The sequence below is a fragment of the Nostocoides vanveenii genome (genome assembly GCF_039531165.1).
GTDB classification, from domain to species: domain Bacteria; phylum Actinomycetota; class Actinomycetes; order Actinomycetales; family Dermatophilaceae; genus Nostocoides_A; species Nostocoides_A vanveenii.
In genome coordinates, this window is sequence record NZ_BAAAPN010000034.1 from 169,837 (window position 1) to 194,524 (window position 24,688).

21 protein-coding genes are annotated in these 24,688 nt (G+C 68.1%); 9 read left to right on the top strand and 12 right to left on the bottom strand.

What is annotated here, in order from left to right; translation table 11 throughout:
- Positions 1-159 precede the first annotated feature (159 nt).
- Positions 160-1,692, top strand: a complete 1,533-nt coding sequence (locus ABD209_RS07030) for a helix-turn-helix domain-containing protein (RefSeq protein WP_344064045.1) — start codon at positions 160-162, stop codon at positions 1,690-1,692.
- Between the two features lie 99 nt (positions 1,693-1,791).
- Here the strand turns inward: ABD209_RS07030 and ABD209_RS07035 are convergent, their stop codons facing one another.
- The 4 genes from ABD209_RS07035 to ABD209_RS07050 form a co-directional block, all read right to left on the bottom strand.
- Positions 1,792-2,475 (bottom strand): lysophospholipid acyltransferase family protein, encoded by a 684-nt coding sequence (locus ABD209_RS07035; protein WP_324388034.1) that lies wholly within the window; start codon positions 2,473-2,475, stop codon positions 1,792-1,794.
- 29 nt (positions 2,476-2,504) lie between these two features.
- Entirely contained in the window at positions 2,505-4,364 is a 1,860-nt protein-coding gene (gene dxs / locus ABD209_RS07040) for a 1-deoxy-D-xylulose-5-phosphate synthase (RefSeq protein ID WP_344064088.1), read from the bottom strand.
- Positions 4,365-4,561: 197 nt separating this feature from the next.
- The gene (locus tag ABD209_RS07045) at positions 4,562-4,942 is read right to left on the bottom strand and encodes a hypothetical protein (RefSeq protein WP_324388032.1); all 381 of its coding nucleotides are present in this window, start codon (positions 4,940-4,942) and stop codon (positions 4,562-4,564) included.
- Positions 4,943-4,964: 22 nt separating this feature from the next.
- Entirely contained in the window at positions 4,965-7,028 is a 2,064-nt protein-coding gene (locus ABD209_RS07050; protein WP_344064049.1) for a glycogen debranching N-terminal domain-containing protein, read from the bottom strand.
- 192 nt (positions 7,029-7,220) lie between these two features.
- Here ABD209_RS07050 and ABD209_RS07055 point away from each other — a divergent pair, with 192 nt between their 5' ends.
- From ABD209_RS07055 to ABD209_RS07070, 4 genes are all read left to right on the top strand, one after another.
- The gene (locus tag ABD209_RS07055) at positions 7,221-8,243 is read left to right on the top strand and encodes a LacI family DNA-binding transcriptional regulator (RefSeq protein ID WP_324386091.1); all 1,023 of its coding nucleotides are present in this window, start codon (positions 7,221-7,223) and stop codon (positions 8,241-8,243) included.
- 86 nt (positions 8,244-8,329) lie between these two features.
- On the top strand, positions 8,330-9,625 hold the full coding sequence (locus ABD209_RS07060; RefSeq protein WP_324386090.1) for an extracellular solute-binding protein: 1,296 nt from the start codon (positions 8,330-8,332) through the stop codon (positions 9,623-9,625).
- Positions 9,626-9,711: 86 nt separating this feature from the next.
- A complete protein-coding gene (locus ABD209_RS07065) occupies positions 9,712-10,806 on the top strand; it encodes a carbohydrate ABC transporter permease (protein WP_324386089.1) in 1,095 nt (364 codons plus the stop codon).
- Positions 10,803-11,741 (top strand): carbohydrate ABC transporter permease, encoded by a 939-nt coding sequence (locus ABD209_RS07070; protein ID WP_425564599.1) that lies wholly within the window; start codon positions 10,803-10,805, stop codon positions 11,739-11,741. The genes ABD209_RS07065 and ABD209_RS07070 overlap by 4 nt, the downstream gene beginning before the upstream one ends.
- Positions 11,742-11,897: 156 nt before the next feature.
- Here the strand turns inward: ABD209_RS07070 and ABD209_RS07075 are convergent, their stop codons facing one another.
- Both ABD209_RS07075 and ABD209_RS07080 read right to left on the bottom strand, forming a co-directional pair.
- Positions 11,898-12,260 carry a cytochrome P450 gene (locus tag ABD209_RS07075; protein WP_344064053.1) on the bottom strand — a complete coding sequence of 121 codons (363 nt, stop codon included), beginning with the start codon at positions 12,258-12,260 and terminating at the stop codon, positions 11,898-11,900.
- 430 nt (positions 12,261-12,690) lie between these two features.
- Positions 12,691-13,443: an alpha/beta fold hydrolase gene (locus ABD209_RS07080; RefSeq protein ID WP_324386087.1), complete on the bottom strand. Its 753-nt coding sequence runs from the start codon at positions 13,441-13,443 to the stop codon at positions 12,691-12,693.
- A 263-nt stretch (positions 13,444-13,706) separates the two neighbouring features.
- Here ABD209_RS07080 and ABD209_RS07085 point away from each other — a divergent pair, with 263 nt between their 5' ends.
- Positions 13,707-14,222 carry a hypothetical protein gene (locus ABD209_RS07085; protein WP_344064056.1) on the top strand — a complete coding sequence of 172 codons (516 nt, stop codon included), beginning with the start codon at positions 13,707-13,709 and terminating at the stop codon, positions 14,220-14,222.
- A gap of 28 nt (positions 14,223-14,250) precedes the next feature.
- Here ABD209_RS07085 and ABD209_RS07090 read toward each other — a convergent pair whose 3' ends face one another.
- Positions 14,251-14,541 (bottom strand): PqqD family peptide modification chaperone, encoded by a 291-nt coding sequence (locus ABD209_RS07090; protein WP_324386085.1) that lies wholly within the window; start codon positions 14,539-14,541, stop codon positions 14,251-14,253.
- On the bottom strand, positions 14,538-15,425 hold the full coding sequence (locus tag ABD209_RS07095; RefSeq protein WP_344064058.1) for a nucleotidyltransferase family protein: 888 nt from the start codon (positions 15,423-15,425) through the stop codon (positions 14,538-14,540). The genes ABD209_RS07090 and ABD209_RS07095 overlap by 4 nt, the downstream gene beginning before the upstream one ends.
- A 26-nt stretch (positions 15,426-15,451) precedes the next feature.
- Here ABD209_RS07095 and ABD209_RS07100 point away from each other — a divergent pair, with 26 nt between their 5' ends.
- Positions 15,452-16,477 carry an O-antigen ligase family protein gene (locus ABD209_RS07100; RefSeq protein WP_344064060.1) on the top strand — a complete coding sequence of 342 codons (1,026 nt, stop codon included), beginning with the start codon at positions 15,452-15,454 and terminating at the stop codon, positions 16,475-16,477.
- On the opposite strand, the gene ABD209_RS07105 is transcribed toward ABD209_RS07100, so the two are convergent.
- The 4 genes from ABD209_RS07105 to ABD209_RS07120 all read right to left on the bottom strand — a co-directional run bounded on the left by ABD209_RS07105 (position 16,429) and on the right by ABD209_RS07120 (position 22,945).
- On the bottom strand, positions 16,429-16,686 hold the full coding sequence (locus tag ABD209_RS07105) for a hypothetical protein (RefSeq protein WP_344064063.1): 258 nt from the start codon (positions 16,684-16,686) through the stop codon (positions 16,429-16,431). The two genes, ABD209_RS07100 and ABD209_RS07105, sit on opposite strands and share 49 nt — an antisense overlap.
- 123 nt (positions 16,687-16,809) lie before the next feature.
- Positions 16,810-19,500 (bottom strand): aconitate hydratase AcnA, encoded by a 2,691-nt coding sequence (gene acnA / locus ABD209_RS07110; RefSeq protein WP_425564602.1) that lies wholly within the window; start codon positions 19,498-19,500, stop codon positions 16,810-16,812.
- Positions 19,501-19,543: 43 nt separating this feature from the next.
- On the bottom strand, positions 19,544-20,980 hold the full coding sequence (locus ABD209_RS07115) for a class I SAM-dependent RNA methyltransferase (protein WP_344064069.1): 1,437 nt from the start codon (positions 20,978-20,980) through the stop codon (positions 19,544-19,546).
- A 3-nt stretch (positions 20,981-20,983) separates the two neighbouring features.
- Positions 20,984-22,945: an APC family permease gene (locus tag ABD209_RS07120; protein WP_344064072.1), complete on the bottom strand. Its 1,962-nt coding sequence runs from the start codon at positions 22,943-22,945 to the stop codon at positions 20,984-20,986.
- Between the two features lie 123 nt (positions 22,946-23,068).
- On the opposite strand from ABD209_RS07120, the gene ABD209_RS07125 reads away from it, so the two are divergent.
- Positions 23,069-23,734, top strand: coding sequence for a potassium channel family protein (locus tag ABD209_RS07125; RefSeq protein WP_344064075.1), 666 nt, complete (start codon positions 23,069-23,071; stop codon positions 23,732-23,734).
- A gap of 13 nt (positions 23,735-23,747) precedes the next feature.
- Positions 23,748-24,434: a potassium channel family protein gene (locus tag ABD209_RS07130; protein WP_324386857.1), complete on the top strand. Its 687-nt coding sequence runs from the start codon at positions 23,748-23,750 to the stop codon at positions 24,432-24,434.
- The last annotated feature ends 254 nt before the right edge of the window (positions 24,435-24,688 follow it).

Genomic DNA, 24,688 nt, shown 5'->3' on the forward strand with positions numbered 1-24,688 from the left:
CCGCGGTCCCCTCCCCGTCGAGAGGCCGGTTCAGCCCCGTCGAGAGGCCGGTTAAGCCCCGTCGAGAGGCCGGTTCAGCCCCGCCGAAGGCCGGCGCGACACGCCGGAGGGAGCCGGTCGATTCCCGCCTATCTCATATGTGATTTATCATGGTGACTCATGTCTGACGACTATTTGGCCCGCATCGGCAACCTCATCCGGGACGCTCGGCGTCACAAGGGCATGACCCAAACCGACCTCGCCGAGCTCCTCGGCACCAGCCAGAGCGCTGTCGCACGCATCGAACAGGGCGGCCAGAACCTCTCCCTGGAAATGCTCGCCCGGATCGGCGAGGCCCTCGACAGCGAGTTCGTCTCGCTCGGGCACAGCCAGCCTCAGCACCTGCGCGTCGTCGGCGGCGCGCAGCTCTCCGGCTCGATCGACGTCAAGACGTCGAAGAACGCGGCCGTCGCCCTGCTCTGCGCCGCGCTGCTCAACAAGGGGCGCACGACCCTGCGGAGCCTGGCGCGCATCGAAGAGGTCAACCGGATCATCGAGGTCCTCAACTCCATCGGTGTCCGCACCCGCTGGTTGCCCGACTCCAGCGACCTCGAGATCACGCCCCCGGCGCGCGTCGACCTCGACGCGATCGATATCGAGGCGGCGCGCCGCACGCGGACCGTCATCATGTTCCTCGGTCCGCTGCTGCACGAGTTCGAGGGCTTCCAGTTGCCGTATGCCGGTGGCTGCGACCTCGGCACCCGCACCGTCGAGCCGCACCTGGTCGCGCTGCGCCACTTTGGGCTGAATGTCGCTGCGACGCAAGGGTTCTACGACGCCGATGTCAGGATCGGCCAGGGGCCGCAGCGTCCGATCGTGCTCACCGAGCGCGGCGACACGGTCACCGAGAACGTCCTGATGGCCGCGGCCCGCCACCCGGGTGTGACGGTCGTCCGCAACGCCTCCTCCAACTACATGGTCCAGGATTTGTGCTTCTTCCTGCAGAGGCTCGGCGTGCAGATCGACGGCATCGGCACGACGACGCTGACGGTGCGTGGCGTCGCCGACATCGACGTCGATGTCGACTACCAGCCGAGCGAGGACCCGATCGAGGCCATGAGCCTCCTGGCTGCTGCAGTCGTCACCGACTCCTCCATCACCATCCGCCGGGTGCCGATCGAGTTCCTCGAGATCGAGCTCGCGACGCTGGAAACGATGGGGATGAAGTACGACGTGACGCCGGAGTACGTCTCGGCGAACGGGCATACGCGCCTGGTCGACCTGACGACGATCCCGGGGCCGCTGAAGGCGGCCGCCGACAAGATCCACCCGCTGCCCTTCCCCGGTTTGAACATCGACAACCTGCCCTTCTTCGCGCTGATCGCCGCCAAGGCCGAGGGCACGACGATGATCCACGACTGGGTCTATGAGAACCGCGCGATCTACCTGACCGAGCTGACCAAGGTCGGCGTCAACGTCCAGTTGCTCGACCCGCACCGCGTCATGGTCACCGGGCCGACCGCGAAGTTCCGCGCGGCCGAGGTGGTCTGCCCGCCCGCGCTGCGCCCCGGCGTGGTGATCCTGCTGGCCATGCTGGCCGCTCCGGGGACGTCCGTGCTGCGCAATGTCTATGTCATCAACCGCGGCTATGAGGACCTGGCCGAGCGCCTGACCGCCCTCGGCGCCAAGGTCGACACCTTCCGCGACATCTGAGGCTCCCTAAACCCTGCTAACACACGTTAGGTGACGTCCAGCAGGGTAGACCTTGCTGGAGGTGCCCTAACCGCTGCTAGCAGAGGTTAGGGACGGGGGTCAGGCATCCCGGGAGTCGGTCTCGGCGCGGGTCGGGTAGCGGTCGACATACTCCTGGCCGGTGAGTTCCTGGATGCGGCGCATCAACTCGTCGGTGACCTCACGCCAAGCCGCGGGGTCATCGGCCCGGCCGCGCCACGGGGTCAGGTCGAGCGGGGTGCCATAGGCGATCCGGATGTGCCCGCGGCGCGGCAGCAGCTTGCCCTTGACCGTCAGGCCGCGCGTGCCGAGCACACCGACAGGCACGATCGGGACCTCGCGCGGCAGCGCCACCCGCGCCACTCCCGTATGCCCGCGGTGCAGCCGCCCGTCCGGCGACCGCGTCCCCTCGGGGAAGATCGCGACGACTCCGCCCGCCTCGAGCAGGTCGCGGGCGGCTGCCAAGGCGGGGTCGGCCGTCTTGGCGCTCTCGGGGTCGATGGGCAGCTGACCGATCGCCCGCAGGAACCAGCCGAGCAGCCGGCCTCCGATGCCGCGCCCGGCGTAGTACTTGGACTTGGCGGCATAGACGACCTTGCGCGGGGCGCCCATGCTCACCCCGACCGGGTCGAGGAAGTTGACGTGGTTGGCGGCCAGGATCACCGGGCCGGTGCGCGGGATGTTCTCGCGCCCGGTCCACCGCATGCGGAAGTACCACCAGGCGATCGGCCCCACGCCGACGAATTTGAAGAACCAGTACCACATCGCTCGGTTGCTCCCCGCGTGCCGAATGATCAGATCAGTGCGTTGGCGACGGTGTCCGGGGTCAACCCGATCACCTCGAGCACCTGCCCGCGCGACGCGTGGTCGAGGAACGCTCTCGGCACGCCGAAGGTCCGGACCGGGACATCGATATCGTTGGCGCGCAACGCAGTCGAGAGTTGCGAACCGATGCCGCCGACCTCGAGCCCGTCCTCGATCACGGCAACACGCGACGCCCGGGCGCACAACGTCACCAGGTCCGGCGCGACCGGGATCACCCAGCGCGAATCGACGACGAGCACCCGGCGACCCTCGGCAGCAAGCTTGTCAGCAACCGTGATCGCCGTGGGAACCATCGAGCCCACCGCGACAATGAGCTGTTCGATGTCGCCGCCGTCGGTATGGTCGGCCATCACATCGAGCGAACCCTCCTGCCGAAGCGACGTCAATGGCGCGGCCACACTGCCCTTGGGGAAGCGGATGACGGTCGGCGCATCACTCACCTCGACAGCCTCACGTAGCGCGGTCCGGATCGCTGCCCCGTCACGAGGGGCCGCCAGGCGCAGCCCCGGGACTGCCCCGCAGATCGCCATATCCCACATCCCGTGATGCGATGCGCCGTCGGGACCGGTGATGCCGGCGCGGTCCAGGACAATCGTCATACCAGCCCTGTGGAGGGCGGCGTCCATGAGCACTTGGTCGAAGGCCCGGTTGAGGAAGGTCGCATAGACGGCCACGACCGGGTGCAGGCCGGCATACGCCAAGCCGCTGGCCATGGTCACGGCATGCTGCTCGGCGATGCCCACATCGATGATCCGGCCCGGATAATGCTTGGCGAAGTCACCAAGACCCACCGGAATCATCATGGCGGCGGTGACGGCCACGAGGTCGGGGCGCTCAGCGCCCAGGGCGACCATCTCGTCGCTGAACTCGTCGGTCCAACTGCGTCCGGCGATCTCGAAGGGCAGACCGGTCTCGGAGTTGATGACACCGACGGCGTGGAACTGGTCGGCCTCGTCCTGACGCGCCGGCTCGTAGCCGCGGCCCTTCTGGGTGATGACGTGCACGATGACCGGGCCGCCGAAGTTCTTGGCGCGGGTGAGCGCTGCCTCCAGCGCGAGGGGGTCGTGCCCGTCGACCGGCCCGATGTACTTCAGCCCGAGGTCCTCGAAAAGTCCTTGCGGCGCAACGACATCCTTGATGCCCTTCTTGATGCCGTGCAGGGCGCGCTCCATCGGCATCCCGACGACAGGCGTGCGCCGCAGCGTCGTCTTGCCCCACTCCAGGAAGCTCTCATACCCCTGCGTCGTCCGCAGCGTCGCCAGGTGCTCAGCCAGCCCGCCGATCGTGGGGGCATAGGACCGCTCGTTGTCGTTGACGATGAGCACGAGCGGCAGTTGCTTCTCGGCGGCGATATTATTCAGCGCCTCCCACGCCATGCCGCCGGTCAGGGCACCATCACCGATGACCGCGACCGTATGCCGTGTCTTCCCCCCCGCGATCGCGCGTCCCTTCGCGACGCCGTGAGCCCAGGACAACGAGGTCGAGGCGTGCGAGTTCTCGACGATGTCGTGCTCGGACTCGGCACGACTCGGGTAGCCGGACAGCCCACCCTTGGCCCGCAGCGCGCTGAAGTCGTGACGGCCGGTGAGCAGTTTGTGAACGTAGGACTGGTGCCCGGTATCGAAGATCACCGCGTCGCGCGGGGAGTCGAAGACCCGGTGGATGGCGATGGTCAGCTCGACGACCCCGAGATTGGGTCCTAGGTGGCCACCGGTGCGCGACACGGCGTCGATGAGGAAGTCGCGGACCTCCTGGGCCAGGGGCGCGAGTTGCTCGGGGGCGAGCGCCTTGACGTCGGCCGGTCCGTTAATGCGATCCAACAAGGCCACGATCGGCGCCAGTCCTTCCGAGCGGAGAATTGCGCGCCGGGCCACGCGCAACCCTTCGAGTTTACGGCGTGGTCGGGTCGATGACGTGCAGGCGCTGAGCGGACCTGGCATCCAGCTGCAGCGCCGAAGCGGTGGGCCACAACTCTGAACCGGCCTCTCGACGACCCTGAACCGGCCTCTCGACGAGGGGGGTGGGGTCAGAGCTTGGCGACGAAGGTCTTGCCCTGGAGGGCTTCGTGGATCAGTTGGGCGCCGCGGGCGGCGGCGAGCAGGCGGACACCTTCGTGCTCCAATCCGCTCATCATCTCGGCAATGCCCTCCGGCGGAACGAAATCGCCCATCTCCACCCGTGCCTCGCGGTAGGCCTGACGCATGGCGATCAACTGCGCGTCAATGTGGCGCTGGGCGAGCCAGGCCAAGGCGATCGGGTGGCGACGCCAGCCGGCATACGCACGGTAGTCGGCGGGGCAGTGGTCGAGCAGCCAGGACACGGCCGGGATCTCCCACCCGTCGGCCTGCGGGGGCGGCACGGCACCCGGCCACCCGGGAGGCCCCGCGAGCGGACGATTGTCGTACACATGTTCTATCCTAGTGCAGACCTCAAGAAATATCGACGGCCACGTCGACGGGCAAACCGGTCACGCTCGTCTCGCCCTCGGCGTCGATCTCGACCCCGAAGCTCGTGGCTCCGAAGCGCAGGCCGGTCACGCGCATCGGGCCGAAGGGTGGCGGCGACATCGGCCGGAGACTGACCCGCCGTCCGGGCACATCGACGGCCAAGCCGAGGACGCCGGCGACGATCGCCGCCGCAGACGCCGCCGACCAGGCCTGCGGACGGCACGACGCCGGGTAGGGCGCAGGGAGGCCGGCCACCGACTCCCCCGCGAAGAGCTCGGGGGCACGATAGTTCAGCGGCACCGTCACGGCCACCAGGCCGCGGGCTACCTGGCTCGCGGCCCGGGACTGCCCCTCGCGGACCATGCCGAGCAGGGCGATCGCCGTATCGTGCGTCCACACCGAACCGGTGTGATAACCGATCGGGTTGTATGCCGGATTGGTGCGCGAGAGCGTCCCGATCCCGAACTCCCCCAACAGATCCGGAGCGAGCAGCCGGTCGACGACCAGCCGCGCCTGACCCTCGTCCAGCACGCCGGTGCCGAGCACATGGCCCATATTGCTGCCGACGCCGTCGACCGGTCGACCGTCACCATCGATGGCCATCGCCAGATAGCTCCCCCGATCGTCCTCGACCCAGTAGCGCTCGTTGATTCGCCCAGCAAGGTCGACCCCCCAGGCCCGGACCGCATCGGCGCCCGGCACGCCGAATGCCTCGTAGATGGCTGCCGCACCGTAGGCGGCCTCAACGGCATACGCCTGAGCCTCGACAAGGGCGATGGGTGCCGGCGCGATGCTGCCATCGCGGCGGCGCATCGAGTCGCCGGAGTCCTTCCACCCCTGGTTGGCCAGGCCCGATCCGGACCGATCGATATAGCGCAGCAGACCGAGCTCGTTGTCGGCAGCCTGTTGGAGCCAGCCCATGGCCGCCTGCAGATTGGGCAATAGGGCGCGCACTTCGCCGGTGTCCAAACCCTGCCGCCAGGCATCGTGCAGCACGATCGCCCACAGGGCGGTGGCATCCACGGTGCCGTAGTAGACCGGGGGCAGCACCATGCCGGAGGTCTTGTCGACATACGGCGCCCGGCGCACCTCGTGCAAGATCTTGCCCGGTTCCTCGGCAGTGACGGGGTCGTTGGTGTGCCCCTGCCGACGAGCCAAGGTGCGCAGGGTCCCGCCAGCCAGGGCCAGGTCGAAGGGCAGCATCAGGCGTGCGGCCCACAGCGAGTCCCGGCCGAAAAGCGTGAGATACCAAGGAGTTCCGGCGCCGGCAAAGACGTCAGAGGGCGCGAGCGGGTCGGTCAGCAGGAGGGCTTGGAGGTCGCGGAGCGAGGTGGACACCAGGGCCCCGATCCGCCGGTCCACAGCGAGCGCCTCGATGCCCGACCAATCGACCAGCCCGGTCCCGGCATCGGCATCGAAGGCCGAAGCGGATACCCGGCGGGCGTCGATCTCGACGACGAGATCGACGGGCACGCTCGTCGAGAGTTCCACCGGCCAGGTCAGGCGCGCGAGTCCGTCGGCCCCGACGGCGACTTCGGCAACCGGCACGGTGCGCACGGTGGTCTCGTGCCGGTCGTCGATCCACCGCAGGGCGGGACCCTCGATCGAGATCGGCAGGACAGGGCCTTGCGGATGCCCACCCTTGACGACCGCCAACTCCGCGCCGGTCCCGCCGAGCGTGATCTCGACATCGACCAGCACTGGGTCGGCCGCCCGAGAGATCAGCCGGATCCGTTCGCGCATTCCGCCGCCGACCACCTCGCGCCGCCTGTGCACCTCAACCGTCGGGTCGGGCCCACTATCGCCGAGATTCCGCGCGCACGACCAGATCGCGGCGACTGCCCCGGTCGCTCCGCTCTGGATGACAGCGGGCTCCTCCCCCGCCAACCGCAGGCGCAGCTCGGAGAGCACGAGGCGGTCGTCGACGAGCAGCCCGGTGCCCGTGGCACCCATCGACCCATCGGCCACCGACAGCGCCGTGGCGTTGCCGCAGACGGCAATGGTGCGATCGTGCAACCACGGCTGACGGCCGCTGATCTTGGTCACGGGCGGCTCTCACTTTCTCTCGGTCGAGACATGGTGCTTGACAGAACCCCGGTGCAGGGTCCACAGTTCAAATCTGATCGTTCAAAGTGAGCCACGTGATCGTGGTTGGCGAGATAAGCGATCTGCGCACACCTTGGCCCATTCCCGGGCCGCACGTCAACGCCGACGCCGAGGAGGGATCCCGTGCACGTCATGCCAGGCAGGATCACCATCCGCGAGGTCGCCGACGCCGCTGGCGTCTCCCGCCAGACGGTGAGCAACTCCCTCATCCACCCCGAGCGCGTCAAAGCTCCCACCCTTGAGCGGGTCCGCCGCGTCATCGACGAGTTGGGCTATCGCCCGTCCAACGCTGCCCAGACGCTGCGGTCGCAACGCACCGGGGCCGTCGGCTTCGAACTCAACGCGACCGGGGCAGGCCATCGCAACGCCGTCGCCTTCCCCTTCGTGCTGGCCCTGAGTGTCCACGCCGCGGCGCACGGCAGCCACATGGTCACCTTCGGCACCCACGACGCGCGACCGCTCCTCGCCGGCTACCAGGACATGGTTCGCGGTCAACTCGTCGACGCCTTCATCCTCGCCGACACCCACCCAGGCGACCCGCGTCCCCAATGGCTGGACGACCATCGCGTGCCGTATGCCGCTTTCGGTCGCCTTTGGGGGCGCCCCGACATCACCTCCTGGGCCGACGTGGACGGGCATGACGGCGTCGGCCAGGCCGTTCGCCACCTGGTGGACGCTGGCTACGACCGCATCGGCTTCTTCGGGTGGCCGTCGGGCTCCGCGGTGGGCGACGACCGCCGCGCCGGGTGGGCGGACGCACTCGACGCCGCTGGCATGCGGCCGGGCCCGGAGGGCGTGTCGAGCCAACGACTGCAGCCCGCGCTGGAGGCCGGGCGCGCACTGCTGGACCGGATCGGCAAGGGAAGCGCCATCGTCTGCGCGTCCGACCTCTTGGCGCTCGGGCTCGAGCGCGCCGCGAGCGAGCGAGGCTGGCGTATCGGCCCGGATATCGGCATTGTCGGCTTCGACGATTCGGCCCTGGCAGAACTCGCCGGCATCTCCTCGGTCGCGCAACCCCTCGACGCCGTGGCCGATCATCTCCTCGGTGTCGTCCATGAGCGGCTCGCCGGCGGCCGCGCCCCGGACACCGGCGCGCTATTCCAACCCCGGCTGGTCGCCCGCGCCAGCTCATCCCGCGACCCGCACGCCCCTTGACGTCCGCCGCATCGGGAGATCTCCCAGCGACCGTCTTTGAACGATCAAACCCTGTCCCCCACCACCCCCACCACAGAAGGAACATCATGAATCGCACCGCCCGCCGCGGCACCACCTTGGCCATCGCCGCAATCGGTTCGCTGACCCTCGCTGCCTGCGGAGGTGGCGGCGGCTTCGAAACCAGCTCCAGCGCCACCGGCGGAGCGTCCTCCTCCGGAACCGCGTCCAGCGGCGAGACCTCAAGCGCCAGCGTCCCCACCGGGGCGGCACTGAAGATGCTCATCGCCTCCTCTGGCGATGCCGAGACCGCTGCGGTCAAGGCCGCCACCGATGCCTGGGGCAAGAAGACGGGCAACACCGTCGAGGTCACCGTCGCCTCGGACATGGACCAGGAACTGGCCCAGGGCTTCGCCGGCGGTAACCCGGCCGACATCATGTACATGGATGCCGGCAAATTCGCGACCTTCGCCAAGCAGGGTTCGCTTGAGCCCTACGCCGACAAGATCGCCGACAACGACAAGTTCTACGAGTCGCTGCGCACCACCTTCACCTACGACGGCAAGCAGTACTGCGTGCCCAAGGACTTCTCCTCGCTCGCGCTGGAGATCAACACCGAGATGTGGAAGAAGGCCGGCCTGACCGATGCCGACATCCCCACTACCTGGGACCAGCTGGTCGCCGTCTCCAAGAAGCTGACGACCGACAAGGTTGCGGGTCTCGGCATCGGCGTCGGCATCGACCGCCTCGGCGCCTTCGTCGTCCAGAACGGCGGCTGGTGGCTCAACGCCGACAACACCGCGGGCGCCGCTGCCGACGCCAAGGTCACCGACGCCCTGAAGTTCGTCCAGGACAACGTCAAGGCCGGCAACTTCAAGATGTCGAACGACCTGGGCGTCGGTTGGGGCGGCGAGGCCTTCGGCAAGCAGCTCGCGGCCATGACCATCGAAGGCAACTGGATCAAGGGCGCGATGAAGAACGACTATCCGAAGGTCGGCTACAAGGTCGTCGAGATGCCCGCGGGAGCACAGAAGGGCACCTTGATGTTCACCCAGTGCTGGGCCCTGGCGACCGACTCCAAGAACAAGGACGCCGCGATCGACCTGATCAGTTCCTTGACGACGGTCGAGTCGCAGATGGCCTTTGCCGACGCCTTCGGCGTCATGCCGAGCCGCACCGACGCCGCGGACGCCTACAAGGCCAAGTTCCCCGAGGACGCCGCCTTCGTCGCCGGTGGTGAGTACGGCCACGGACCGATCAATGTCCCGGGCCTGACCGACGTCGTCGGCGAGCTCAACAGCCAGCTGGAGAAGATGGCCACCGCCGACATCGCCGGCGCCACCAAGTCCTTCGACGACAACGCAGCCTCCGCCATCGGCGGCTGATCCCTCTTGCGCACAACACCTTTCGCGGTCGGGCCGGGCTCTTCCACCGGCCCGACGGCGAACTGCACCTTTTGTTAGGAGGTCGTATGGCACGCACCAAGTCCGGTGACCCGATGCGTCAACCGGTGGCCGGTTGGCTCTTCGTCACCCCGATGATCCTGATCCTGGGTCTCTTCCTCGTCATCCCGATCGTCATGGCCCTGTGGGTCTCGGTCAGCAACTGGACCGGGCGAGGATCGCCGTTCGGCGGCACCACCGAGTTCGTCGGCCTGAAGAACTACAGCGACCTCCTCACCAAGCAAGGCCTGGCCCGCCAGGACTTCATGACCTCGCTGCGTAATACCTTCTACTACGTCTTGGGCGTGGTCCCGCTGCAGACCGCCATCGCGCTCCTGCTCGCGGTCCTGGTCAATCAGAAGTGGCTCAAGGGCCGCACCTTCTTCCGCACCGCCTTCTACTTCCCGTCGGTCGTCTCCTCAGTGGCGATCTCGTTGGTCTTCCTCTACCTCTTCGCCGGCACCGGTGCGATCAATGGCGTGCTGGCCTGGTTTGGCATCCACGGACCGAACTGGTTCGCCGACCCCCGCGGACTGATTCACCTCGCCGGTGACGGACTCGGGGTGTGGAATATCGACTCGCCACCCGCGGCACTGGCGGACACGAAGGTCATGAACCTCTCGCTCTGGGAATGGATCAAGGGGCCGAGCGTGGCACTCTCCGCCATCATGTTCCAGGTCATCTGGACCACGGCCGGCACCTTCATGCTGATGTTCCTCGCGGCCCTCCAAGACCTGCCGACCGAAGTCGAGGAGGCGGCCATGGTGGACGGCGCCAATGCCCGTCAGCGTTTCTGGAATGTCACGATCCCGCACCTGCGTCCCACGATCTTGTTGGTGGTCACGCTCGGCGTGATCGGCACCTGGCAGGTCTTCGACCAGATGTACATCATGGGTCAGGGCAAGCCCGCCAAGACAACGCTGACGCCCGCCTTCTTGTCCTATCAGGCCGCCTTCACCAACCAGAAGTGGGGCCAAGGCGCCGCGATGGCGTTCCTGCTCTTCCTGCTGATCTTCCTGATGACGCAGGCGCAGCGTTGGTTGTTGCGCGACAAGGACGAGGCGGCCACAAAGAAGGCCCAGCGTGCGGCACGGCGCGCGGCGAAGAAGGAGGTGACCGCATGAGTGACTCTCTCGGCGCCCAGGACGCCAGGATTACAGCGGCAGAGGGATCGGCGCTGACCAAGGTGGAGACGACGGGGGCGCCCACGAGCGACGGCCAGCTTCTCGGTCGCTCGAGCGGCACCAAGAAGGCGCTCTTCTACACCCTGCTCGTGATGTTCGCGTTGATGTACATCTTCCCGTTCATCATCCAGTTGGTCACCTCGTTCAAGACGCAGTCGGACGCCACGGACAACCCGCTGAGCCTGATCCCCCACCCGGTCACGACCGACGCGATCTCCCGCCTCGCGGACACGAAGTTCCCCTTGTGGTTCTTCAACTCCTTCTGGGTGGCGATCATCGTCACCCTCGGGCGGGTCTTCTTCAACTCCCTCGCCGGGTATGCCCTGGCACGCCTGAAGTTCAAGGGCCGCGACGCCCTGTTCACCGCCGTCCTCGCGGTCATGGCCGTGCCCGGCATCGTCCTGCTGCTGCCGAAGTTCCTCGCGCTGAAGTACTACGGCATCTACAACACCCCGACGGCGCTCTTCTTGCCGCTCGTGTGTGACGCCGCCGGGGTCTTCATCATGAAGCAGTTCTTCGAGTCGATCCCCCCGTCGGTGGAGGAGGCGGCCCGCATCGATGGCGCCGGCACCTTCCGGACCTTCTGGTCGATCGTGCTGCCGATGGCGAAGCCGGCCCTCATCACGTTGACGATCCTCTCCTTCCAGGGCTCGTGGAACGAACTGGGGCACTTCATCATCGCCACCAACAAGGACAGCCTCTACACGCTGACACGCGGGATCGCCGGCTTTACCACCGGCGGCCTCGGGTCGGGCACGCAGTACCCCATCAAGATGGCGGCGGCCTTGATCATGACCGTCCCGACCGCGCTGGTCTTCATCCTCTTCCAGCGCTTCTTCACCCAGGGCGCCAACGCCGGCGCCGACAAGGGCTGATGCTGCCCCGTCCTCGCCGGGGAGACTAGGCGGGGAAGACAACGGAATGTTCGGGCCGGCCCACTCCGGTCCGAGGCCAGACGGCCGCCGAACCGAACCGGTTCGGCGGCCGTTCCTTGTCACGGCCGCTAGCGGACGCTCCTTTGGTCACAGCCGTCAACGCACCGGGAGGCGTTTGACGCCGCGCTGGAAGTTGCTGCGCAGATAGGCCGGTTCACCAGCCAGCTCCAGCCACGCCGTCCGCGCGAGAAGAACCTCCAGCAGGGTCGCCATCTGCACGCGGGCGAGATCTGCCCCGAGGCAGGAGTGCGGGCCGTGGCCGAAGGCGAGATGCGGGCGGGCGGGTGAGCCGGCGGCATACCGGCGGATCTCGAAGCGGTCCGGATCGGGGAAGACGCTCTCGTCGCGATTGGCGGAATTGAAGGAGACACCAACCGTCTCGCCGGCCCGAATCCGTTGCCCCGCAATGGACACACCTCGGTGGTCGCCGTGCGCCGGAAAGTCATCACCGGCGTCCACCAGCGGAGCATCTCCTCGACCGTGCTGGCTATCAGCGACGGGTCCGCGCGCAGCGCTCGCTGCGGCTGCGGGTCGGCTAGCAGCGCCACCATCCCGCCTGGTATGCCGTTGCGCACCTTCTCGTTGCCGGCCACCGCGAAGAGCCAGAAGAGGTTCTCGAACTCCTCGAGGCTGACCTCTCCCTCGTCGTCAGCGCAGGCGCGCATGAGCAGGGACATGACATCGTCACCGGGGTCGGCGCGCTTCGCTGCGGCGAGCAGGTGGGCGTAGTAGTAGAGGTCGGGCATGCCAGCACGCGAGCGCGGGTCCGGCATCCCCGCCGCCGGGCGCTGGCCGCAGGGCGACGGCTTCGCGTGCCATCGCGGACGCGCATACGGCACGCCACTGGTGTAGGTGCCGGGGTCGTGCAGGAGGGCGGTATCGGCCGCCGTCACCCGAGGAAGGCGTTGATCTTCGTGGCGAGCGCGACCGGGGTCTCGAACATCGGATAGTGGCCGGCGTTCGGCATGACCTCGACCGAGCAATTGGGGAAGTAGGGCTTCCACGTCTGGTTCACCGTGGCCTCGCCCAAGGCTGGGTCGTGCTCGCCGGGGATGACGAGGACCGGCAGATCCTTGCCCTCGACTTCGGCGAGGAAGTCGGGGCTGGTCCAGGCGACAACGGCACCACGGAAACCGTCAACGGTCGAGTGGACAAGTGACCAATCGACGATCGCATTGACGAACTGCGGGGTGAGCCGATTGCCGGTCGTGAAATCGACAATCCCGTAGCGCTTCTCGCGAACGTCCGGGGCGCCGAAGAAGAGGTCGTGCCCGGCCTCATCGAGCGGGACCGGCTGCGCGCCCACCGGGGTGATGGCCACGAGCCGCTCGACCCGATCGGGTGCCTTGGCAAGGACGCGCAATACCTCGGCGCCGCCCATCGAGTGCCCGACGAGGGAGAAGGTGTCGGCGCCAAGTTCATCGGCGAGGGCGAGGACATCGTCGGCGACTTCGTCGAGGGTGAACTCTCCGGCCTCTGCCATCCGAGCGCCATACCCGCGGTTGTCGGTGAAGACCCACGTCGCGGCCTCGGGGTCGAGGTAATCGGGGAAACTTCCCCACCCGTCGGCGGAGCCGAACCAGCCGTGGAGGAGGAAGACCGTCTTGGGGCCGTGGCCGATGGTGCGGTGCGGGATGGACATGGATGCTCCTTCGACGTCGATGTCTCCTGGTGAATCTAGACCCGACCGATTCTCGGCTCTGACCGGGCATGGCCCACGGGCGTTGAGGATCGTGCCGAGAAAGGGCGTCCTTCGAATATCGGACAAGGAAATCGTGGGCGATTGGCGGATACTGGCTGGGATTGCCACTAGCATCCTGTGTCAAAGGGCCGACGCGTGGCCACGGGTGGGAAGGGATCAGACGCAGTGGAAGAGAACCAGGGGTTGGACCGACTCGGCGCACGGTGGCCAAGGGAGTGGCGTGGAGCGCACCGGCCGTAGCGGTCGTGGCCACGGCGCCGGCGTATGCCGCATCGGGACCTTCCCCCGTCATCACTTTCATCAAGGGGTGCAAGGCTCCAGGCAACTCGTGTCACTCGCCTTACACCAAGTCGTATGTGTTGTCCTTGAGCATCAAGAACCCCGACACGGTTCATGACATTTACATCTGCACGGCGACGATGACCACCAACCTCGCTGCTCAAACGCCGCCCATCGTGTTCACGTGGCGTCCCCCCACGACCGGGTGCATCAAAATCCCCAAGAACTCGACGACGCCCATCGCCCTCGAGTTCACCAACAGCGCCAACAGCCAGAACCTGACTTTCGACTTCACCCTGACGGTCACGTGGCGGCACACGTGCCCGTGTTCGAACGACACGCACGGTACACATCCCCCGGTCGTCGTCAAGGGTCACGTCGTGTCCACCGGACCGCAAGACTGTCCTTGCCCCACCGCCGGCTCGACACGGGTGGCCTGACAGGCAGGCCGCTAACGGTGCCGACGACTCAGGTCGTCGGCACCGTTGTCTGTTGCCGAGGAATCAGCCCCTTGTCCGCGAGGTCGACCAGCACGACCCCAACCATGTCCCGCGCCTCGGACACCGGGACACCCACCTGCTGAGCTACCACGGCAGGGATGTCGGCGTCGCGAGCTAAGGCGAGCTGCCAGATCAGAGCACTGAGACTCGAAAGCGCATACGGGGATCCATCGGGGAGGGCGAGGACGTAGAACGTGGGCTCGGACCCGTCCGCACCGGGGTGGTCGACCCAGGCCCAGCGCTGCCGGCGGGCGGTCATTTGTGTGCCCGGGCCGCGACGGCGCGCCGTGCCGCGTCCAGTTCGTTGTGGACGCGCACCCGGAGAGCACCCACATAATCCGCGGCGCTCGGACGATGGCCCAGGGAGCCCCGGAGACGGCCCAGCCGGGGCCCGATGAGCCGAAGTCCGACCCGAGCGCGCTCCCGAGCGGTCGGCTGCGCGCTGACCCAGGCCCACCACAACCGCGGTCGAGTGGCTTGCCGGGTGGCAAGCGCCTGCCACAGGCGATAGTCGCGCCGGTGCCGGAATCGCGCCAGCGCCCCGGTGCCGGCCGCCAGCGCAACTTCTGCGCCGAGCACCTCTGCACAGGCGCTGATGCGTGCTCGCTCGTCCGGGGTGGCCTCAGTCCACGCGCGACGGATGTCCTCGCTGAGCAGGTCGCCGCTGCGCACGGCATGGAGGATCAGGATCAGTCGATGAGCGTCGCGGCTCGGAGCGGAGCACGCCACCCCGGCGATCGTGATCGGCATTCGGTCTTCCCACAGAGAGGCAAAGGCGGCACCGGCCGTGACGCCGAATCCAGGAAAGGACCGGTGCAGGTCGACCGGAGCCAAGTGCGCGTGGACCAGCGTCGAGGCGTGCCCGAAGTTCGAGCCATCTTCAAAGCGGTAGCGCACAGACCATCCATGCGATCGCATTGCCCGGATCAGTCGATTCACCTGAGTCGGCCGCACAAGCACGTCGGCGTCGAAGCTGTCCCGGCGGCCCGCCGCCTCGCCTAGGCTCGGCTTGTGGACCAGGAGCACGGTGTCGAGGGCCGGGCCCTTGATGTGCAGCACGTCGATGCCTTCGGCGTCCGCGATCGCCTGCACCGCCGCGTGGGCGAACTGCACCCCTACGGCAACGGGCATGACGATGCTCACGACGTGAGCCTATGCGGGTGCACGGTGTGAGCCGCCTCCGCCGCGTTCGCTCGGCCCGCGCACTTCCGTTGCTCGGTGCCGTCCTCGTGTGGTGGACGTGGACGTGTGCCCTCCATCCGGGCCCGGAGGGCTTTCCTGGTGTGCTCCTCAGCCCGTATGCCGTGGCCCCCCTCGCGCTCCTCGTCGGCCTGCTCGTCGGGCGCCGGATGGCCGATCGTCGAGCACTGAGCTGCTGGGTGGGTCCGGCGCTGTGCGTCGTGCTCTATCTCGGCGTCTGCTGGAGTGTCGAACCCGCCAAGGCTCCGCTTAGCTATGCGAACGCGAACGCCGCCCTCGCCGTGCAGGTCCTCGCCTTGTGCGCGATCTGCGGGTCCCGCTCGACCTGGGCGGGCCGCTGGGTGCCCACCGCAGCGGCTCTCGGGTGCGTGGCCGTCGCGATCGCCAACGACTCGCGACTCGGCTCCGTGGTGGCAGTGGGGGTGCTGACCTGCGCGCTGCTGGCGTTGTTTCGCCCTCCTCGGCGGCGCTGGCCGATCGTGGTGGCCGCGCTGGCATCGGTGGCGGGAGCGGCATACGGGCTGTGGTGGTTGGTCACCCTGGCGCTCCGGCCGAGTTGGTCGCGTCTGATCGCCGATCCCATCCGGTGGCGGTTGTGGCACGACGCGCTCGCTCTCTGGGACCGCAACCCGCGGCTGGGCAGCGGGCCGGGGTCCTTTGCGCGCTTCAGCCCGCTGGCGGCGGACCCAGACACATCCTCGGCCCATTCGCTGTTGATGCAGGTGGGCGCGGAGACTGGCTGGGTTGGCCTCGCCCTGCTGTCGGCGATCTGGCTGGGTGGGCTCGTCCTGGCTGCCTCGGGCCCCGCCCGCGTCGCGATGCCTGCGGTGGCTGCGTGGGCGGCCCTGGCCGGGCACGCGCTGTTTGATCATCTTGTCGACTTCCCACCGGTGATGATGGCCGCTGGCATGGTGCTCGGTTGCGCAGCCTGGACATCGCGCCGCTCTCATCCCGACAGTCCGGCCGACTTGCCCAACCGCACCAGGCGGGCGTAGGCGCGCTCGGGCGACAGGTCGCCGGTGAGCTTGCGCGCAACGAATGAGTCCGGATCGGTTCGCCGGACCGGTATGCGGCGCAACCGCATGCGATCGGCTTCGCCCGCTGGATCGTCGGTGGCCTGGAGAAGGGCATCTTCGGCGGGGCGGCCCGCTTCGGCCGCGAGCGCCTGGACATCTCCGGTATGCGCTGCGCCCAGTGTGGTCACCTGGAGTTCTTCGCCAACTGACGTCGAGTGGCCGGTTCAGCCCCGTCGAGAGGCCGGTGTCGCGAAGCGACCTGGCCACTCGACGGGGCTGAACCGGCCACTCGACGGGTTTGGGTTTGGGCGTCAGCCGACGAGGGAGCGCAGGACGAACTGCAGGATGCCGCCGTTGCGGTAGTAGTCGGCCTCGCCGGGGGTGTCGATCCGCACGACCGCATCGAACTCGGCGCTCGAGCCGTCCTCGCGGGTGGCGACGACCTGGACCGTCTTGGGGGTGCGGCCCTCGTTGAGTTCGGTCACGCCGGTGATGGCGAAGGTCTCGCGGCCCGACAGGCCCAGGGACTCGGCGTTCTGGCCCTTCGGATACTGCAGCGGGAGCACGCCCATACCGATCAGGTTGGAGCGGTGGATGCGCTCATACGACTCGGCGATGACCGCCTTGACCCCAAGCAGCGCCGTGCCCTTGGCCGCCCAGTCGCGCGAGGAGCCGGAGCCATATTCCTTCCCGGCCAGGACAACCAGCGGCACACCAGCAGCCTGGTAGGCCGCCGACGCGTCGTAGATCGACGTCTGCGGGGCGTCCGCCTCGAGGAAGTTGCGGGTGAACCCGCCCTCGACGTCGTCGAGCAACTGGTTGCGCAGCCGGATGTTGGCGAAGGTGCCGCGGATCATCACCTCGTGGTTGCCGCGCCGCGAGCCATAGGAGTTGAAGTCCTTGCGCGCGATGCCATGCTCGGTCAGATAGACCCCCGCGGGTGAGTCGGCCTTGATCGAGCCGGCCGGGCTGATGTGGTCGGTCGTCACCGAATCGCCGAGCTTGGCCAGCACCCGGGCACCGTTGATGTCGGTCACCGGGGTGAGATCCATCGTCATACCGTCGAAATAGGTCGGCTTGCGCACATAGGTGGACTCGGTGTCCCACGCGAAGGTGTTGCCCTCGGGCGTGGGCAGCGACTGCCAGCGCTCGTCGCCGGCGAAGACGTCGGCGTAGTCCTTCTCGAACAGATCCCGCGAGAGCGAGGCTCCGATCGTGGCGTCGACGTCCTCCGGCGCGGGCCAGATGTCCTTGAGGAAGACGTCATTGCCGGCCTCGTCCTGGCCGAGCGGCTCGAGGTCGAAGTCGAAGTTCATCGTCCCGGCCAGCGCATAGGCGATAACCAAGGGCGGCGACGCGAGATAGTTCATCTTCACATCGGGGTTGATCCGGCCCTCGAAGTTGCGGTTGCCCGACAGCACCGCGGTGACGGCGAGGTCGGCTGACTGAACGGCCGCCGACACTTCCTCCGCCAGCGGGCCGGAGTTGCCGATACAGGTGGCGCAGCCATACCCGACGAGATTGAAGCCGAGCTTGTCCAGGTAGGGCCACAGACCCGCTGCCTCGTAATAGCCGGTGACGACCTTCGAGCCCGGGGCCATCGAGGTCTTGACCCAGGGCTTGACGTTCAGGCCCTTCTCGACCGCGTTCTTGGCGAGCATCGCCGCCGCCATCATCACCGACGGGTTGGAGGTGTTGGTGCACGACGTGATCGAGGCGATCACGACCGCCCCGTCTTTGAGGACGTATGCCGAGGTGTCGCCGCTGCCGGTGTCGGCACCTGCCGCTTGCACCGGGACCGATCGCAGGTCACCGTCGACGCCGTAGTTCTTGACGTCGAGCCCGAACTGGGGCTTGGCGTCGGTCAGGACGATGCGATCCTGTGGGCGCTTCGGGCCGGCGATCGAGGGCACGACGGTGGACAGGTCGAGTTCGAGCTTCTCGGAGAAGCGCGGCTCGGCATCTGGGTCGAGCCACATGCCCTGCTCCTTGGCATAGGCCTCGACGAGCGCGACGGCCTCGTCGGAGCGCCCGGTCAGGTGCAGGTAGTCGAGCGTGATCTGGTCGATCGGGAAGATCGCGCAGGTCGAGCCAAACTCCGGGCTCATATTGCCGATCGTGGCCCGGTTGGCCAGCGGCAGCGCGGCGACGCCGGCGCCGTAGAACTCGACGAACTTGCCGACGACCCCGTGCTTGCGCAGCAGGTCGGTGATGGTGAGCACCACATCGGTGGCGGTCACACCGGCGCGCATCTGGCCGGTCAGCTTGAAGCCGACAACCCGCGGGATGAGCATCGAGACTGGCTGGCCGAGCATGGCCGCCTCGGCCTCGATGCCGCCGACGCCCCAGCCGAGGACGCCCAAGCCGTTGACCATGGTGGTGTGGCTGTCGGTGCCGACGCACGTGTCGGGATACGCAACGCCGTCACGCACCATCGTGACGCGGGCGAGGCGCTCGATGTTGACCTGGTGGACGATGCCGGTGCCCGGCGGGACGACTTTGAAGTCGTCGAAGGCGGTCTGGCCCCACCGCAGGAACTGGTAGCGCTCCTTGTTGCGGCCGTATTCGAACTCGACATTGCGCTCGAAGGCGTCGGCGCGGCCGAAGACGTCGATCTGGACGGAGTGGTCGATGACCAGCTCGGCCGGGGCCAGCGGGTTGATCTTCTCCGGGTCGCCGCCGAGGTCGGCGACGGCCTCCCGCATGGTGGCGAGGTCGACGACGCACGGGACGCCGGTGAAGTCCTGCATGATGACGCGGGCGGGGGTGAACTGGATCTCGGTGTCCGGCTCGGCGTTCTCGTCCCAGCCGCCGAGCGCGCGAATGTGGTCGGCGGTGATATTCGCGCCGTCCTCGGTGCGCAGCAGGTTCTCCAGCAGAACCTTCAGGCTGTAGGGCAGCGACTCGTGGCCCTCGACCGAGGCGATCCGATAGATCTCGTAGGAGTTGTCACCGACCTGCAGTTGCCCCTGGGCTCCGAAACTGTTCGTGCTGGCCACCATTGGCTCCTTCGCTTCGACGGATTTATCTTGATATCAAGATATCTCAGACCTGCTGGTCTGTCGATCCTCCCACTTCGCCCGTGGGCACGGGACGGAAGGTCGCGATGCACTCGACGTGATGCGTCATCGGGAAGGCGTCGTATGCCGTGAGCCCGGTCAGCGCGTAGCCCGCCTTTCCGAAAGCCGCGGTATCGCGCGCCAGTGCCGCCGGGTCACACGCAACATAGGCAACCGCCCGCGGCCGCAGCGCGGCGATCGCGCGAACCACCTGTGCGCCGGCTCCCGTGCGGGGCGGGTCGAGAACGACGAGATCGGCCGTATGCGGCACCAACGGCGAGCGCCGCGGCTTGCGATTGCGCGTGGCCCGGTTGGCCGCCGGACCACGCCGGCCCGGGCGGGCGACACCGAAGAGGTCGTCGACGCGGCCCGGCACGACGAGGGCCTGGGGCCACGATGCGAGGTTGTCCACCGCGAAAGTTGTTGCCAATCGGTCGGATTCGAGAGCCAGCACCTGGCCTTCCGGGCCGACGGCATCGGCGAGGGCCGCAGCGAACAGGCCCACGCCGGCATACAGGTCGAGGGCGCGCTCGCCGGGTTGCGGGTCGAGCTCGGCCAGGACCCGGGCCACAAAGGTCGCCGCGGCGCGCGGGTGGACCTGCCAGAAGCCGCGCGCCGCGAGAGCGAACTCGTGGCTGAAGGCGCGCGCCTGATCGGCCTGCGTGACCCATTCGGTCGTGACGCGCTCACGGACAACGGTCTCGCCCGGAGCCGCTTCGGCGGCCATCGCCTCAGCGCCCCCCGCCGCCGCCTCAGCCGCCGCCACCGTCGCAGCCGCGGGCACGGCCGCGCTCCTCGCGTCGCCCCGCTCCCAGGCCGGCACTGGCGTGACCACGGGCTCGCCGGTCGACGGCGCGGTGACCTCGACGCTCGGGCAACTCGGCCACAACTGATCGAGCACACCGGTCTCGACCACACCGGGCGCGGCGATGAGGCAGTCCGTCACACGGACCACATCGTGCGAGCGATGGGGGTGCAGGCCGGCCCGGCCGTCGCGGCCGACGGCGAACTCGACCCGGGTGCGCCAGCCGAGCCCGGGCTCGGCTTCGCCGAGTTCCTGGACCTCGACGTCCACCTCCAGGCCCGCGAGGCGCGCGAACTGCTCGCGCACGACGGCGCTCAACAGGTCGCGTTGAGCAGCGAGCGTGAGGTGCTGGAAGTCGCAGCCGCCGCACACGCCGGCATACCGGCAGGGTGGCGTGACCCGGCCGGGCGAGGGGCGCTCGATCGCGACGGCATCGGCATACAGGAATCGGCCGCCCGGGCCGGTGCCCGTGATGCGCGCGACCACGCGCTCCCCCGGCGCCGCATGCCGCACGAACAGCACCCGGCCCGCATGGCGGGCGACGAAATGCCCGCCATGTGCCACCGCCTCGATGTCGACGGCGACCTCGTCGCCGATCTCGAGATCCTGGTCCGGCACCGGCTACTGCCCCATGCGCACAGAGCCCGGCGCGCTCGAGACATCGGCTTCCATGCGGGCCTCCTGGCCCTCGGAGCTGCGCAACTGCCACGGGACCGACGCCACCAGCACGCCCGGCGTGAAGTGCAGACGGGCGCGCAGGCGTAGGGCGCTCTGATTGTGCAGGATCTGCTCGTACCAGTGGCCGACGACATACTCCGGGATGTAGACCACGACGATCTCGCGTGGGCTCTCGCGCCGGATGCCCTTCACATAGTCGACGATCGGGTTGACGATCTCGCGGTAGGGCGAGTCCAGCGCCTTCAAGGGCACCGGTATGCCGCGCGCCTCCCACTCCTCCTGGAGGGCCCGGGTCTCGGCCGGATCGACATTGACGGTGATCGCCTCGAGCGTGTGCGGGCGGCTGGCGCGGGCATACGCGACGGCGCGCAGCGTGGGCCGGTGCAGCCGGGAGACCAGGACGAGCGCGTGCACGCGCGAGGGCAACATCTGATCGGACTGCGAGACGATGTCGAGTTCCTTCGAGACCGCGTCGTAGTGCCGGCGGATCGCCATCATCATCAGGAAGAGCACGGCCATCGCGGCGATGGCATAGCCGGCCCCGTGGATGAACTTGGTGGCCAGGACCACGAGCAGGACGGTCCCCGACATCACCGCACCCACGAAGTTGATGACCCGGCTGCGCTGCATGTGGGCGCGCTGGCGCGGGTCAGAGGCGAGCCGCAGATGACGATTCCAGTGCCGGATCATGCCGATCTGGCTGGTGGTGAACGAGACGAAGACGCCGACGATATAGAGCTGGATGAGCTTGGTGACATCGGCGTCGAAGATGAGGATCAGGACCGCCGCGACACCGGCGAGGATGATGATGCCGTTCGAGAAGGCGAGGCGGTCGCCGCGGGCATGCAGTTGCCGCGGCAGGTAGCCGTCGCGCGCCAGGATCGAGCCGAGCACCGGGAAGCCGTTGAAGGCGGTGTTCGCGGCGAGGATCAAGATGATCCCGGTGACGACCGAGATGTAGACCACGCCGAGGTGGAAGTGGTCGAAGACGGCGTTCGCGACCTGTCCCATGATCGTGTCCTGGACGTATGACGCCCCCACCGGGACGCCGTCCTTGAGCAACTGCTCCGCCGGGTCCTCGGCATATTTGATGCCCGTCAAGCGGGCCAGGCTGATCATCGAGAAAAGCATGCCGATGGCGATGCAGCCCATCAGCAGCAGCGTGGTCGCCGCGTTGCGGGACTTGGGCTTCTGGAAGGCCGGCACGCCATTAGAGATCGCCTCGACCCCGGTGAGCGCGGCACAGCCGGAGGAGAAGGCGCGCAGGAGGAGGAAGGCCATGGCCAGGCTCCCGAGGGCTTCGTAGCCGGGCTCGGGGACGAGGTCGTATTGGGCGCTCGCGGCGAGCGGGAGGCTGCCGGTGAAGTGCCGGTAGCCGCCATACAGGCCCATGCCGATGACGCCGACCATGAAGGCATAGGTGGGGATCGCGAAGGCGTTGCCGGACTCGCGAACGCCGCGCAGATTCATCGCGGTCAGCAAGACCACGAGGATGACCGCCCAGGTGGCCTCGTGACCGCGGACGAAGGTCAACGCGGTTGCCGCGTTCTGGATGCCGGAGGAGATGGAGACGGCGACCGTCAGGACGTAGTCGACCAACAGCGCGGACGCCACCGTCAGGCCGGCCTTGGGGCCGATATTGACGGTGGCGACCTCATAGTCGCCGCCGCCTGAGGGGTAGGCGTGGACGTTCTGCCGGTAGGAGGCGACGACCACGGCCATCACGAAGATGACGCCGAGGGCGATCTGCCAGGAGTGGGTGAGTGCGAAGGTGCCCCCAGCCAGGCCCAGGGTCAAGAAGATCTCGTCCGGGGCATAGGCGACGGAGGAGAGCGCATCGCTGGCGAAGATCGGCAGGGCGATGCGCTTGGGCAGCAAGGTCTCGTGCAATTTGTCGCTGCGCATCTGTTGACCCAACAGAATGCGTTTGAGGACCCGGCCGACCGCCACGGCGGATCACTCTATCCCCGGGTGCGACCGGTGCAGACGCGCGTCCGGGCAGCGTGGCCACAGTGTTAGCGTCGGTCCGTGCACTTCGTCATCATGGGATGCGGCCGGGTGGGCGCCTCCCTCGCGCGGGCGCTGGAACGCCGTGGTCACGATGTCGCCGTGATCGACCAGTTCGAGGCCGCCTTCACCCGCCTCGGCCCCACCTTCGAGGGGCGCACGGTCGCCGGCGTCGGATTCGACCGTGACACGCTGACCGAGGCCGGGATCGACCGGGCGTATGCCTTCGCCGCCGTCTCCAGCGGTGACAACTCCAATATCCTCGCGGCTCGGGTGGCCCGGGAGACCTTCGGGGTCGAGCACGTCGTCGCGCGGATCTATGACCCGGGGCGCGCCGAGATCTACCAGCGGCTCGGCATCCCCACGGTGGCCACCGTGAAGTGGACCTCGGATCAGATGCTGCGCCGCCTGCTGCCGCAGGGCCATCTGCCGGAGTTGACCGACCCGTCCGGACGCATCGTGATCGCCGAGGTCGCGACCGACCCGGCCTGGGTCGGCTCGTCGCTGCGGCGCATCGAGGACGAGACACGGTCCCGCGTCGCCTATTTCACCCGGCTCGGCGAGGGTCACCTGCCCGGCCCGGAGACAATCCTGCAGGAGGGCGACCTGATCCACCTGGCGATCAACCGCGACCAGTTGGAGGACGTGGAACGCACGCTCGCTGACCCGCCCGCGGTCGCGGACTGAGAGGGATCCGAGAATGCGTGTCGTCATCGCCGGCGCCGGCAGCGTGGGTCGCTCCATCGCCCAGGAACTGCTCTACAACAACCATCAGGTGCTCCTCATCGACAAGGGCGCCGACGAGGCATCGATCCGGCGGGTGCCGGAGGCGAACTGGCTGGCCGCCGACGCGTGCGAGATCGACGCGCTGAACGAGGCCGGGCTGGCCGACTGTGATGTCGTGGTCGCGGCCACCGGAGACGACAAGGTCAACTTGGTGGTGTCCTTGCTGGCCAAGACCGAGTTCGGGGTGCCTCGCACGGTGGCACGCGTGAACAACCCGAAGAACGAGTGGTTGTTCGACGAGGCGTGGGGCGTTGACGTCGCGGTCTCGACGCCGCGGCTGATGACGGCCCTGGTGGAAGAAGCCGTCGCCGTGGGCGACCTGGTGCGGATCTTCGAGTTCCATCAATCGCACGCGGCGATGGTGGAGATGACTCTGCCCGCGGACTCCCCGCTGGTCGGCCGCCGCGTTGGCGCGGTGCCCTTCCCGCAGGACACGGTGCTGGTCGCGATCATCCGCGATCAGGTGCCGATCGCCCCCAGCGCGGACGACAGCCTCGAAGCCCACGACGAACTGCTCTTCTTGACGGTGAGCGAGTCCGAGGACGAGTTGGAGTCCCTGCTCAGCCCCGGCGTCCGCGTCAAGCGCCCCCGCAACCGCTAGCCAGGCGGCACCGCAGCCCTCGGCGGCCCTAGCCCTGGGCGGTGCGTGTAGCGGTGGTCGGTTCCCGTCTAGGTCGGTGCTTTCCCGGGGGTCAGAGCCCCCCTGTGGGCCGGGAGCAGTTGCGCGCCCTGGCGAGCCACTGTGACCGGTCACCGGTCGCGAGCGCAGCGAGCCTGACCGGTGACAGTCGAGGCCGTCCGAGCGCAGCGAGGTCCATGCATTACCGGGGGTCAGGGGGGCGGAGCCCCCCCGTG

Coding starts and splice junctions, on each gene's coding strand:
- acnA (WP_425564602.1), bottom strand. CDS start 19,500: ATGGTGGCCAGCACGAACAGTTTCGGAGCCCAGGGGCAACTGCAGGTC.
- ABD209_RS07060 (WP_324386090.1), top strand. CDS start 8,330: ATGAATCGCACCGCCCGCCGCGGCACCACCTTGGCCATCGCCGCAATC.
- ABD209_RS07065 (WP_324386089.1), top strand. CDS start 9,712: ATGGCACGCACCAAGTCCGGTGACCCGATGCGTCAACCGGTGGCCGGT.
- ABD209_RS07120 (WP_344064072.1), bottom strand. CDS start 22,945: ATGCGCAGCGACAAATTGCACGAGACCTTGCTGCCCAAGCGCATCGCC.
- ABD209_RS07035 (WP_324388034.1), bottom strand. CDS start 2,475: ATGTGGTACTGGTTCTTCAAATTCGTCGGCGTGGGGCCGATCGCCTGG.
- ABD209_RS07090 (WP_324386085.1), bottom strand. CDS start 14,541: ATGACCGCCCGCCGGCAGCGCTGGGCCTGGGTCGACCACCCCGGTGCG.
- ABD209_RS07070 (WP_425564599.1), top strand. CDS start 10,803: ATGAGTGACTCTCTCGGCGCCCAGGACGCCAGGATTACAGCGGCAGAG.
- ABD209_RS07130 (WP_324386857.1), top strand. CDS start 23,748: ATGCGTGTCGTCATCGCCGGCGCCGGCAGCGTGGGTCGCTCCATCGCC.
- ABD209_RS07055 (WP_324386091.1), top strand. CDS start 7,221: ATGCCAGGCAGGATCACCATCCGCGAGGTCGCCGACGCCGCTGGCGTC.
- ABD209_RS07080 (WP_324386087.1), bottom strand. CDS start 13,443: ATGTCCATCCCGCACCGCACCATCGGCCACGGCCCCAAGACGGTCTTC.
- ABD209_RS07030 (WP_344064045.1), top strand. CDS start 160: ATGTCTGACGACTATTTGGCCCGCATCGGCAACCTCATCCGGGACGCT.